13 protein-coding genes are annotated in these 13,318 nt (G+C 28.1%); 3 read left to right on the plus strand and 10 right to left on the minus strand.

Annotated elements, in window-relative coordinates; translation table 11 throughout:
• Positions 1 to 120 precede the first annotated feature (120 nt).
• A complete protein-coding gene (locus tag LXN10_RS06800; protein ID WP_375725113.1) occupies positions 121 to 1,029 on the plus strand; it encodes a DMT family transporter in 909 nt (302 codons plus the stop codon).
• Positions 1,026 to 1,442 carry a YqaA family protein gene (locus LXN10_RS06805; protein WP_375725114.1) on the plus strand — a complete coding sequence of 139 codons (417 nt, stop codon included), beginning with the start codon at positions 1,026 to 1,028 and terminating at the stop codon, positions 1,440 to 1,442. Before LXN10_RS06800 ends, LXN10_RS06805 begins: the two co-directional genes overlap by 4 nt.
• Here the strand turns inward: LXN10_RS06805 and LXN10_RS06810 are convergent.
• Positions 1,439 to 2,209: a TOBE domain-containing protein gene (locus LXN10_RS06810; RefSeq protein ID WP_375725115.1), complete on the minus strand. Its 771-nt coding sequence runs from the start codon at positions 2,207 to 2,209 to the stop codon at positions 1,439 to 1,441. The genes LXN10_RS06805 and LXN10_RS06810 overlap by 4 nt on opposite strands.
• 156 nt (positions 2,210 to 2,365) lie before the next feature.
• On the opposite strand from LXN10_RS06810, the gene LXN10_RS06815 reads away from it, so the two are divergent.
• Positions 2,366 to 5,062, plus strand: coding sequence for a transporter substrate-binding domain-containing protein (locus tag LXN10_RS06815; protein WP_375725116.1), 2,697 nt, complete (start codon positions 2,366 to 2,368; stop codon positions 5,060 to 5,062).
• Between the two features lie 30 nt (positions 5,063 to 5,092).
• Here LXN10_RS06815 and LXN10_RS06820 read toward each other — a convergent pair whose 3' ends face one another.
• From LXN10_RS06820 to LXN10_RS06860, 9 genes are all read right to left on the minus strand, one after another.
• The gene (locus LXN10_RS06820; RefSeq protein ID WP_375725117.1) at positions 5,093 to 5,476 is read right to left on the minus strand and encodes a 4Fe-4S dicluster domain-containing protein; all 384 of its coding nucleotides are present in this window, start codon (positions 5,474 to 5,476) and stop codon (positions 5,093 to 5,095) included.
• 58 nt (positions 5,477 to 5,534) lie between these two features.
• Complete coding sequence (locus LXN10_RS06825; RefSeq protein ID WP_013133842.1) at positions 5,535 to 5,999, minus strand: GNAT family N-acetyltransferase; 465 nt, start codon at positions 5,997 to 5,999, stop codon at positions 5,535 to 5,537.
• Positions 5,983 to 7,230, minus strand: coding sequence for an ATP-dependent Clp protease ATP-binding subunit ClpX (gene clpX / locus LXN10_RS06830; protein ID WP_375725118.1), 1,248 nt, complete (start codon positions 7,228 to 7,230; stop codon positions 5,983 to 5,985). Before clpX ends, LXN10_RS06825 begins: the two co-directional genes overlap by 17 nt.
• Complete coding sequence (locus LXN10_RS06835; RefSeq protein ID WP_375725119.1) at positions 7,223 to 8,047, minus strand: SIR2 family protein; 825 nt, start codon at positions 8,045 to 8,047, stop codon at positions 7,223 to 7,225. Before LXN10_RS06835 ends, clpX begins: the two co-directional genes overlap by 8 nt.
• Before the next feature lie 97 nt (positions 8,048 to 8,144).
• Positions 8,145 to 8,657, minus strand: coding sequence for a hypothetical protein (locus LXN10_RS06840; protein WP_375725120.1), 513 nt, complete (start codon positions 8,655 to 8,657; stop codon positions 8,145 to 8,147).
• Positions 8,641 to 10,203 carry a sigma-54-dependent Fis family transcriptional regulator gene (locus tag LXN10_RS06845; protein ID WP_375725121.1) on the minus strand — a complete coding sequence of 521 codons (1,563 nt, stop codon included), beginning with the start codon at positions 10,201 to 10,203 and terminating at the stop codon, positions 8,641 to 8,643. The genes LXN10_RS06840 and LXN10_RS06845 overlap by 17 nt, the downstream gene beginning before the upstream one ends.
• An 81-nt stretch (positions 10,204 to 10,284) precedes the next feature.
• Positions 10,285 to 10,494 (minus strand): putative nitrogen fixation protein NifT, encoded by a 210-nt coding sequence (gene nifT, locus LXN10_RS06850; protein WP_013133847.1) that lies wholly within the window; start codon positions 10,492 to 10,494, stop codon positions 10,285 to 10,287.
• 20 nt (positions 10,495 to 10,514) lie between these two features.
• Positions 10,515 to 12,164, minus strand: coding sequence for an L-aspartate oxidase (locus LXN10_RS06855; protein WP_375725122.1), 1,650 nt, complete (start codon positions 12,162 to 12,164; stop codon positions 10,515 to 10,517).
• A gap of 2 nt (positions 12,165 to 12,166) precedes the next feature.
• Entirely contained in the window at positions 12,167 to 13,276 is a 1,110-nt protein-coding gene (locus LXN10_RS06860; RefSeq protein ID WP_375725123.1) for an aldo/keto reductase, read from the minus strand.
• Between the last annotated feature and the right edge of the window lie 42 nt (positions 13,277 to 13,318).

Raw genomic sequence — 13,318 nt, forward strand, 5'->3', positions numbered from 1 at the left:
GTGCTTCTCTTTAAGGGCTGTAATCTTATCCTAATAAACTTAAAATTCTTATAAAGTGAAAACTTGACTTTTAATTATAGAAGAGTACAATTCTATCCTTATTTCAAAAAAAGTGATAATTTGACTAAAAATTTTAATTTAATAGGGATATTTTCCTTAATCTTTGCAATGTTTATTTGGGGTAGCTCTTTCATCGCTTTAAAAATAGCGATGCAAGACTTAGGAGAGTTTACAGTTCTGTTTTTTAGAATGTTGATAGCCTCTTTGTGTTTTGTTTATTTTATAAAAAGATTTTCAAAATATAGTTTTGAAAAAAGTGATATAAAATATATGCTTCTGTTGTGTATTTTTGAACCTTCACTATATTTTATTTTTGAAATTAAAGCCTTAACTTATACTTCTGTTTCACAAGCTGGAATGATTACTTCATTGATGCCTATTATTACTGCAATGGGAGCTGGCTATTTTCTTAAAGAGCTTGTTTCAAGACAACTTTTATTTGGTTCTGTAGTAGCAATGATAGGCGCTATTTGGCTAAGCGTTCAAGGTAGTGTAACTTTTGGTGCTCCAAATCCTATGCTTGGTAATTTTTTAGAGTTGTGTGCTATGGCTTGTGGAGCAGCTTATACAATACTTGCTAGACATTTAATAGAAAAATATCCTGCACTTTTTATAACTGCAATTCAAGCTTTTGCAGGGGCTATTTTCTTTTTTCCATTTTTTATTTATGAATATATGACAAGAGATATAGTTTTTACACAAAACTCTGTTATATCTTTAGTTTATTTAGGTGTTGTGGTTACTTTAGCTGGTTATGGTTTATATAATTATGCTTTGACAAAAATTGAAGCTTCAAAGGCTGCAATGTATATAAATCTTATTCCTATTTTTACAATGATTTTGGCATTTTTTATTTTAAAAGAAGAGTTGAGTATTGAAGAATTGATTGCTAGTGTTACAATTTTAAGTGGAGTTATAATATCTCAAATTTCTGTAAAAAGATTTAGAAGAAAAAGAAAAATAGCTTGATTTACCTAACTCTTTTTTTCTCAAGTTTTATATCTGCAACATTTTTCCCAATGGTAAGTGAAGCAGTTCTTGTATATGATATTTTACAAGGGTATAACTTAGCTCTTTTGCTTTTTGTAGCAACTTTGGGAAATAGTTTGGGATCATGTGTAAATTATTTCCTTGGATTAAAAGGTGAAGAGTATTTAGAAAATAAAAAGTATATTCCTAAAAAAGGCATAGATAGGGCAAAAAGCTTTTTTGATAAATATGGGGGTTGGTCGTTACTTTTGTCTTGGATGCCAATTATTGGTGACCCTATTACTTTAATAGCTGGTGTTTTAAAATATAAGTTTGCATATTTCTTTGTTTTAGTTGTAATTGCTAAATTTGTAAGATATGCAGTATTGGCATATCTTACTTTGCTATATTAGATTATATTTATATTATAAGCTTTAAATTGTGCAAAGATATTATCATTTATTTTAATCTCAAGATTTTTATAACTAGAATTTGTAATTTTTGCATTTATTAAATCTTTTTCTCCACATCGAATACTCAAAAAAGTATTAATTTCATCATCATTAATCTTTTCTATTACCCCTTTTAAAGAGTTTCTAGCACTATTTGAGTTTATGTTCTTTGTAATTACTATTGAGCTTGTTTCAATTAAAAGCTTTACAGGTTTATCAAGGATTAACTCTCTTTTTTCTAAAAAATCTGCGCTAACTATTGTTATTAGTTTTTGTTTTGAAGCTAAGGTAATCTCTATTTCACAAGTTTCATTTTTAGATAATATATTTGTGATTTTACCCTCAAGTTTTGAAAAAACGGGTTTTTCATTTTTAAGGTTTATAGCAAGACCATCAAAAAGACTACTCATGTTTTTTAAATAAGTTTCATGAAGGTTTCTTAATTCATCATAGGCACTAATAATCTCTTTGGCATAAGTGGTTATAACAGTACCACCTCCACCAACGCCACCAGTTACTTTTGTAACTAAGGGTTCTTTTGAAAGTTTGTTCATAATATCTACACTATCCCACGCTGCTTTATAGCTCATCTTCATCTGTTTTGCAGCTTTTGAGATAGAGCCATAGATTTGAATATTTTTTAGAAGTTCTACTCTTCCCTTACCAATAAAGCCTCTTTCATCTTTATTTACCCAAAAATTGCCATCTATATTAAATTTATTTTCCATAAATGAAATATAACCTAATGAAATATAATTGTCAACTTATTTGAATACATAGATTCTTTCAATAGGTAAAAATAGTAAAAAATATACAGAATTTAATATTTAAATAGATAAAAAATAGGTAATATAATTATTTAATAAGTCTATTTAAGGTTAATAATGTTTAAAATATTTATAAGTATTTATTTGATAATTTTTTTTACAACAAATATTTTTGCATCATCTACCTATAGTAATATCTCTTTAACATTTAAAGAAAAAGAGTGGATTAAAAATAATCCCATTGTCTCAGTTGGTACTTCTAATGATTTCCCTCCTTTTTCTTATTTTGAAAATGGCACTCGAAAAGGTTTAACAATTGATATTCTCAAAAGAATTGAAATATTAACTGGCTTAACTTTTGATATAAAACCGAACCCTTGGTCTAAATCATTGAGTGATTTTAAAAATGGTAAATTAGATATTTTAAGTGATATGTCTTATAGTAAAGAAAGGGAAGCTTTTACTTATTTTACAAAAGCATATTATGAAATACCTAATTTTATTTTTGGACTAAAAAATGATGAGAAGTATAAAGATAATGATAGCTTAAAAGGTAAAACATTAGCTATTACAAAAGGAATTTTTTATACTAATGATATAAAAGATGAAGGAATAAATGTTTTTGAAGTTACTTCTTCTTTAGAGAAAACTAAAGCTGTACTAGATGGTAAAGCAGACTATTTTGCCTCTTCATATACAAAAGGAATAGACATAATTAAACAAAATTCTTTGACAAATTTTAAAGTAATAGATCAATTTAATAGAATTAAAAAAGAGGATTTAAGATTTGGAGTTAGTAATCAAAAGCCTACTTTATATTCTATAATGAAAAAAGCCTTGAATGAAATTTCTAAAGAAGAGTTAAATTTAATGGTGAATAAATGGATTGTTTTTTCCAAAGATAGCTCAAGCTATAAGAGTATTAAATTTACAAATGAAGAGAATGAATATATTAAAAGTAATCCTATTATTAAATATAGTGAAGTAGATTGGATGCCTTTGTCTATTATTGAAAATAATGAAATGCATGGAATAATAGGTGATTTTCTTAAAATTATAAGAATTAGATCAGGACTTAACTTTCAATTTGTTCCTTCAAAGTCTTGGAAAGATGTTTTAGATAAATTTAGTGAGGGTAAAATAGATTTAATTCCAGCTGTTACTTCAAATTCAGAAAAAGAGTCATTGGGACTTGTCTCTAAAATGTATTCAAAGTTTCCAATGGTAATAATAACTGGTTCAAAATATTCTTATGTAAATAGTTTAAATGATTTAAAAAATAAAGTAATTGCTGTTCCTAAATATTATACTAGTTATAATTTTATTAAAAGAAATTATCCGAATATTAAAATATTAGAGACCTCAAATATCCAAGAAGCTTTAATCTTAGTTGAAAAGGGTAAAGCGGATGCTTTTGTTGGACATATTGCAACTTCAATATTTTATATTTCATTACTTCATTTGAGTGATTTAAAGATTTCAGGAAGTACACTTTTTGATTTTGAACATCATTATTTAGTACAAAAAAATAATCCAATATTATTATCAATAATTAATAAAACAATAGATTCAATTACTCAAAAAGAGAAAAAAGATATTTATTCAAATTGGATTCAAACAACTGTTAAAGAAAAATCAATTGACTATAAAATTTTGATAATTATTTTATTAATAACTTTATTGATAATAATAGGATTTTTATATAGACAATATCTTCTAAAAAAATATAACAGTAAATTAGAAAATTCTTATCGTAATATTCAAAGTATTATAAATTCTACTTTAGAAGCAATTATTATTACAGAAAAGCGAGTATGTATAGATGCAAATGATTCTGCTTTAAAACTTTTTAACATGAGAAAAGAAGATATGAAAGGATTAGATCTTTTAGAATTTTTTCCAAGTGAAGATAAACAAAAGGTTCAAAAAAGTTTATTAAATGATATTTCTGAACCTTTTGAATTAAATATTTTAAGATCAGATAATAAAATTATTCCTACTTTAGGAAGAGGAACAAATTTAAAATTAGATGATAAAACTATTAGAATCTCTTCTATTATTGATTTGTCAGAAGTTAAAAACAAAGAAAAACTCTTAATTGAACAATCAAAGATGGCAGCATTGGGTGAGATGATTGGACATATCGCACATCAATGGAGACAACCATTAAGCATAATTACAACGATTAGTAGTAGTTGGAGTATTTATGACGAGATAGGAAAATTTGATAAAGAAAAGGTTTTAGAAGATTCGAAACAGATTCTTTTAAATGCAAATTATCTCTCTCAAACAATTGATGATTTTAGAACTTTTATTAAAGGAGGAGAAGATACAAAAGAGTTCAATATAAAAGAATTGATTGAAAATCTAAGTAGACTTATCTCTCCCTCTTTACAAAGTGCTCAAGTGAAATTTTTGATTGATAATAATCTAGACAAAATAGTAAAAGGAAATCAAAATGAGATGCTTCAAGCTCTTATTAATATAGTCAATAATGCAATTGATGCCTTAAATCAAAATATAAAAAGTGGAGACAAACTTTTATTTTTGGAAGTTTCAAAGTGCAAAGATTGTATTTGCATAAATATAAAAGATAATGCAAAGGGAATAAAAGAAGAGATAATTAATAAAATATATGAACCATATTTCACCACAAAACATGAATCAAATGGAACAGGACTTGGATTATATATGGCTTACTCAATTGTTAAAAAAATGGGTGGAGAAATAAATGTTTTCAATGATGAATATAAATACGAAAATAAAAAATATACGGGCGCAAATTTCTTAATCTCTTTAAAGTGTGTTGATTAAAACAAAGACTTTAAAGTCTTTGTTTTAATTTTAAAATTGTCCTACATTTGCGTAAGCTTCTCTATCTTCCATTGGAATGTCTTCAATAAACTTTTGTGCTTTTACTGTAGGTAACATAAGACCTTTTGTTTTATGTTCTCTAATTTTATAAGTACCTTCGTCATTACCCATTGCATAATACTCAGAATATTCAGCAGTATATGGCATATCCCATACAATTGCACCTTCTGTTGGACATGCTTCTGCACATCTTGGTTTGTCTGCATGATCAACACACTCGACACATGATTCTGGTTTTACATAAAAAACATCTGTAGGATTTTTATCATGACCATCTTCTAAAATCGCTGCAACTGGACACTCTGGAGCACATGCTTCACAACTTATACACTCTTCTGTAATTTTAACTGCCATTGTCTTTCCTTATATAAAAATATAAAGTATAAGATGCAAATAGTGTTCCATTATTGAATTATTTATCTAGAGTGTAGTACCAAGCGTTTAAATTACTTCGTTTAAATTTTTTATTTGTATAAAATTCTTTGGCTGTTGTATTGTCTTCATCACAAACTAGTTGTAATCTTGTCAATGAGTGCTTTTTAGCATAATCTTTGATGTACTCAAGAAGGTAAGTTCCAACGCCTAAATCTCTATAATCATCTTTGATGATAAAGTCTTCTATTAGTCCAACTTTTGTTCCCATAACAGTTGAAATAATCTTTTGAATAGTAATCATCCCTATAACTTCATTTTCAAACTTTACAAGGATAACTTCGGAACTTTTATTATTTATTAGTAGGATTATTCCTTCTTCATGTTTTTTTTCATTGAAAGTAAAATCTTGCTCAATAGTAAACAAAGATTGAAGAAGGTTAATCAGGTCTGGAAGGTCGTCATTTGTTGCTTTACATATTTGTAAATTATTTTTTAATATCATTATAGTTTATCTCCTTAGAGACCTTCTTTTCCGTACTTTTCACATATATTAAATCTACATCTTTTTCATTACATATATACTCTTGTGTAATTACGCACGAACCCAAGTTCTCTTCTGATGGTATTGTATATTGTAATGGTAGCATAAGTTTTTCTATAATACCTCTTAGTCCTCTAGCTCCTACATCTTTTTCATAAGCGATATTTGCAATTTCATCTAAGGCTCTATCATCAAATTTTAAATCAACCCCATCAAGCTCAAAAAGTATTTCATACTGTTTTGTGATGGCATTTTTAGGCTCTTTTAAAACTCTTATTAAATCATCTTTTGAGAGTTTATTAAGTTCTGCAATTACTGGAATCCTACCAATAAACTCTGGAATTAATCCAAAAGAGATAAGCTCTTTTGCTTCGATATCTTTTTTATCTTTTTGTTTATTATCTTTATTTAAAAATCCCATTACTGTAGATTTTTCTTTGTTTTCATCTTTTCTCAATCCAACAAAAGCACCACCACATATAAATAAAACATGAGTTGTATCAAAAATAATAGTTTCAGCAGATGAGTTTTTTCTACTTCCTTTTACAGGAACATAAACTTCAGCACCTTCTAATATTTTTAGTAATCCTTGTTGAACACCCTCCCCACTTACATCTCTTCCGCTTGTAGCACTTTCACTTTTATTGGCAATTTTGTCTATTTCATCAATATAAACAATACCTCTTTTTGCTTTTTCCAAATCAAAATCAGCAGCTGCTAATAGTCTTGATAAAATTGATTCCACATCTTCACCCACATATCCAGCTTCAGTTAAAGCAGTCGCATCTGCTATTGCAAAGGGCACATCCATGATTTTTGCTAATGATTTTGCAAGAAGAGTTTTACCACTTCCTGTAGGTCCAATTAGCATAATATTTGATTTTTCTAGTTCTACATTTTTGATAATTGGTTTATCGATTCTTTTGTAGTGGTTATAAAGAGCTACTGCTAAAACTTTTTTTGCATCATCTTGACCTATTACATATTCATCAAGATGCTCTTTTATTTTAATTGGAACACTAAGACCCTTTTGAAACTCTTTTTTAGTTTCTTTTATAGTCTCTTTTTCCATAACATTTGAACACATAGAGATACATTCATCACAAATATTTGCATTTTCACTTGAAAATATTTTTTTAACTTCTTTTATCTCTTTTCCACAAAAGTCACATGATTTTAATTTACTAGGCATGGCTATTTATAAACTCATTTAAACTCAAATTTAAATTTTCTAAATTGTGAGTTTTGATAAATTTATCCTCTTTTTTTGTTAGTTCAGGTTTATTAAATATAGTAAACCCACCTTTTAAATCCATAGTGATTTCATTTGCAACCATTCTAAAAGTATCTTTTGAAAAGTCAACGCCCATAAAAAGATACTCTTTATCTTTTCTAAAATCTTTTAAAATAGGAGGCATAGCAAAACCACCCATGGCTTCTGTTAACCAATCTACAAAATCAGCATCTGAGATGATAAAATTCATTTCAGGTTTTGTTGAACCCATAGGTTTAAATAAAATTGGTAAATCTAAAGTTAAAGCTTCTTTATTTATTTTTTCATAAGCATTTTTACTAAGATCAAATTTATAAATAATAAATCTATCATAATCAGCAGTTATTCTTGAAACTCCAGTTATTAAGAAGTGTTCAACATCACTATAGATTTTTTGTAAACTATCATCCATATTTGTATCAATTACATATTTAGGTTTGATTTGTTTTAACCAAGTATAAACTTTTGGTAAGTCATACACTTTAGAACTATAGATATGGTTTGTCATTTGAACAATAAACTCTCTACCTTTTCTTTGCTCTAAACTCATGGCAGCTCTTGAATATTCATACATAAGTCTTGGGCTCATAGCTCTTCCATTATTTAAAGCTAAAATCATCGAATCACTGTCAAATGGAAGCTTTGTTCCATCTTTTGCAATACTATCTTCGAATATTCCCATTCCTAAAAATGGGACGAGAGTACCACCTTTTAATTTTTCTATTAAGTTATCCATTATGGTATCCAATCTATTACTTTATCTTTAGATAATATGCAAAAGCTGTTCCCTTTGAAAATAGCTTTAAATGATTAATAGTATAGAATTTTTGATATTAACCGTGACAACCAACTCCTGTATATGATTGATAAACTTTATTTAATTCAACTCTTATTCTTTCCATGTCTAAAGGCTTTGATAAGTCTTCTGGCATATCAATATGATAAATCGCTCCATCTTTACCCACTAAAAATAGGGCTTTTGTTAAACAGTTTTCCAAAGTTCCGTTTATTATTTTTGTTCCATACATATTTCCATAATCTTCGTTGATATCAAAAACAGGAAGTATTTTTTTAAACTTATAATCAAAATCAATCTTTTTATCAAATATTATATAAGTAAAAATTTCAACTTTTGCATCATTCATAAACTCATCAAAAGCTATAATCTCTTCTTTAAAATCTTCAAAATTTGGAAATGATAAAAAAATCTGAATCATTCTATTTGGACTTGCTTTTTTTATAGTTAGTTCATTGTCTTGCAAATCTATAGTTTCAATATCTTCAGCCATATATCCCACATCTATTAATTCATCAATGAGTTCAAACTCTTCATTCTTGTAGTTCATTTGTTATTCCATATTTATTGATTTTATAGCCCATTTGTCTAAGTGTTATTCCTAACTCTTTTGCTGCATTTGATTGGTTGAAGTTATTTGCAATTAAAGCTTCTGTTATAGCTTCTTTTTCCATATCTTCTAGGCTTTTTTTATGGCTTGCTTGTTTTGAAGAAGCAATAGGCTTATCTTCTAATTTCCCTTTTTCAAGTGCAGGAAGAAGAAGTGACATATCAAAACTATCTATACCATTTTCATTGCCCATTAAAACAATTCTCTCCATGGTATTTTCTAGTTCTCTTACATTCCCAGGCCAAGGATAAGAAGCTAAAAGTTCCATTGCTTCATCTAATATTTTCACATTTTTTTTATGGTTTTTTATTGCTCTTTCTAAAAAGAAATTAACAAGTTGTTTTATATCATCACCCCTTTCTCTAAGTGGTGGTAAATCAATTGGTATTACATTTAATCTATAATATAAATCTTCTCTAAATTTCCCCTCTTTTACCATTTGCTCTAGGTTTCTATTTGTAGCAGCTACTAGTCTAACATTTACTTTAATAGTCTTACTTCCACCTACTCTTTCGAACTCTCTCTCTTGTAAGACTCTTAGAAGTTTTACTTGAGCAGAAGATGAAATATCACCTATCTCATCTAAGAACAAAGTTCCTTTATCTGCTAATTCAAATCTTCCTTTTCTAGTCTCCCTTGCATCTGTGAAGGCACCTTTTTCATGACCAAAAAGTTCACTTTCAAGTAAAGTATCAGTAATAGCAGCACAGTTCAATTTAATAAAAGGCTCATTTGCTCTTTTGCTTCTTTTATGAATTGCAGCAGCAACTAGTTCTTTACCCGTTCCAGTTTCACCTCTTACTAATACTGTAACCTCTGATTGGGCTATTCTTTGTATTACTTGAAAAACTTGTTCCATTTTTGGACTATCACCAATGATATCTCCAAAATTATGAACTTTTGAGTCCCATTCCATTTTATAATATGATTTCAAATCTTCTAATCTTTCTTTTTCTTTTATATTTAATTGATAAGAGTAGATAGTTTGTGCAAATATTGAACCAATAATTGTAAGTATTCTTACACAATCTTCAAATCCTATTTCCGTACTTTTAGTAAGAGCAGCACCCAAAACACCAACAGTTTCATTTTCAACAACTAAAGGAACAGCTACATATGAAAGATTTGAAAAATCTCTTTTCCCTGATTTATTTAAAAATAATGAATCGTTGTGAATATTTTCCACAACAACTGGTTCTTTAGATAAAGCAGCAACACCAGTTGCTCCTTCGCCTACTTTATAAACTGATAGTTTTTTTTGAATAGTTGATAATTCAACTGAAGCAAATACTGTAAGTAAATCATCTTCTAAAATATGAACTGTACAGTTTGTAAGATTCAAACTATTTTTTAAAATCTTTATAGATTTTTCAAGGGAAGTTTCCAAATCATAATGATTTGATATTACTGCTGAAATTTCATAAAGTGTTGTTAATTCTCTAAGAGTTAAACATGAGTTACAGGCTGTATTATCAAATAATGACATGAAAAATCCTTTTTAATAATAGTATAACATACTGAATACAAATTCATATATTATTTTGTATATTTTATATACAAACGGGTTTTAGTTATTAAGTTTTTTACAAACTTCTTCTTTAGGTAAATTCTTTGGTCCTGGTTGAATCCACCATGTTTCACCATTTGAAAGTTCACACTCTCCACCCCAATTTTCTTCACTATCAAATTCAACTGTTTCTATTATCTCTTCCATATCTTTTTTTGCAAAATAAAAATATATTTTGCCCTCATTTTCTCTTAACATAACTTTTGCCATTTTCTTCTCCTTTTTTTAATTTAATCCAATCTATTTATAAATAGATTTTTTATTTTTGTAATCAATGAATTATCCTCATATCTCAATCTAAAATAACCCTTTTGAATCTCTTTTATTAAAATATGATTTTTAAGACTTTTATCTTCATTTGGATAATCTTCTCTAAAATGAGCTCCACGGCTTTCTTTTCTTTTTTGTGCTGAAAGTATTATGGCTTCGGATATTTCAAGGGCATTTCTTAGTTCCAATATGGAAATAAGTTCAACATTATTTGTTTTTTCTTTATTTATGCAATGAAGTGAATATGACTCTCTTCTTAGATATTTTACATAATCAAAAGCTTTAATCAAACTCTTTTCAGATCTTATAATTCCTACTTTTTCAAATAAAACTTTTCCTAAGGAGATTCTAATTGCATTAAAATTCTTTGTAGTATCACCTTCAAAGATTTTGTCTATATTTTGAATATCTTTTATAACCGTATTATAATCAATTGGTAAATACTCTTTATAGTGAGTATATTTATAGGCTTTTTGACCTACTAGTTCCCCAAAGATAGTTCCCTCTAAAAGAGAATTTCCTCCAAGTCTATTTGCTCCATGTACTCCATTTGAAGCCATCTCTCCACAGACAAAAAGTCCTTTTATTGAAGTATCTCCCATATTTGTATCAACTCCACCCATACTATAATGAGCCACGGGTTTTACTTTTAATAACTCTTTGCTAATGTCTATTCCCACTTGATTATATGCTGCATTAAATAGTGAGGGCAACTTTTCTTGAATTTTTTCATACCCTAAATGTCTTAAGTCAATAAATACTTCTTTTCCATTGTTTTGTTGTTCAAGTATTGCTTTTGCAATTTTATCTCTTGTCTCAAGCTCATTGATGAATCTCTCACCATTACTATTTATTAAAAATCCACCTTCAGCTCTAGCAGCTTCAGTTACTAGGTAATTTGTTTTTGCTATTCCTGTTGGATGAAATTGCATAAATTCCATATCTTTTAGAACTAATCCAGCTCTTAAACAAACAGCTAATAAATCACCCGTATAATCTTGTGCATTGGTAGAATTACCCCTAAATATTCCAGCATATCCACCACCAGCAAGAACTACAGCTTTTGCTGGATATACTAAAACAGAAGTATCTGATCTTCTTAGGCAAACTACACCAGAAACAGAGTTTTCATGGGTAGCTAGATTTAAAACATAAGTATTAACCAAAAAAGTTATACCAACTTCTTTTGCTTTTTTTATTAAAGCTTGCGTTATAGCAAAACCAGTTTTATCTCCCACATAACAAGTTCTATTTGATGAACCTCCACCAAAGGGTCTTTGTAAGATATTTCCTTTTTCATCTTTGTCAAAATTTACTCCATAATCTTCAAGTTTTGAGATTATTTTGGAAGCATTTTTACACATATAAGTTATAGCATTTATATCTGCTAAGCCTTTTGATGATTTAAAAGTATCATCTATATGAGAATTTATTGCATAAGAATCTTTAGGATTTATAACTGCATTTATTCCACCACTTGCCATGGCTGAATTTGATTTGAAGATGTTTCCTTTTGTAATTAAAGCCACGCTATTATGAGCTTTTTTAGCTTCGATTGCGGCCATAAGTCCAGCAACTCCACCACCAACTACAATTACATCATAAATCATTATTAAACTCTATACATTAAATCGTAGTGTGCTCTTGGAGTTGTTTTTATTTGGGTTATTTTTAGATTACTTTTTATATGTACTGGAACTTTTGATGCAAAAAGTGAAGTAATGATTCCAGGCGTTGATCTTACAAATTGAAGTGCTAGTTGAATATCATTTTCTAATACCATTTTATTATCTAGTAAGTAACCAGTTTCTGCTTTAAATGATTTTTTAAATAGGTGCATTTGAAGTAATGAAGAACTGCTAATAACACCAATTTTTAGTCTATGTGATGCTTGTAATAAAGTACACTCTTCGCCTTTTACCGTTTGTGTTGGCATTGTATATATGTTTGTTTTTGCAATATTAAAAGGAGTTTGAATATATTTAAAATGATGATTTTCTCCACCAACTTTAAGTGCAATTTCTACTAAATCTTCTAAATTGATATGCTCTCCTGTAGATTTATCACTAAAGCCATTCCAAACAGCAACACCATAATATTTGATAAAGCCCATTTTTACCATTTTTTCAAATCGTTTAAAAATAGACTCAACTTTCTTTAGAAATTTTTTGTATCCATTCTTTTGTATTTGTATTTCTGGATTATGCAAATAATAAATATCAAACTTATCAATTCCCATATTTTCAAGTGACTTTTTACACGACCACTCTATAAAATCAGCACTTAAACAGTGTTGATCTAGTTCAATATCTTCTTTTGTAGCGAGTTTTGTTTTGATAATATTATCTTCAATCCAAGTATATGGATTTTTTGGAAACGGATATTCAAGTTGAATAAAACCACCCTTTGAACAAATAATTAGCTCTTCTCTTTTAACTATTTTCTCTTCAAAAAGTTCTTTTAATGCAATACCAATCTCTTTTTCACTTTGACCATATCTATAATTACTTGCACTATCTATTAAGTTTATGCCATTTTTAACAGCCTCTTTTACTCCTTCAATATAATGAAAAACATAATTCTCTTCTTTATAAGGTTCTTTATTAAAAGTACCAAGACCAAGTTTTGAGAAAATCAGGTCATTGCTTTTGATATAAAACTCTTTGTAAGTTGAAAATTTTTTTGCAAAATTGTGAGTTGCTTCTAAAGTTGCTTCTGTCATAAATATTTTTCCTTATTCAATTCCTTTGTAAAAAAAGAGTAA

Origin of the sequence: Arcobacter iocasae, from assembly GCF_042214795.1 — a bacterium.
Taxonomy (GTDB): domain Bacteria; phylum Campylobacterota; class Campylobacteria; order Campylobacterales; family Arcobacteraceae; genus Arcobacter; species Arcobacter iocasae.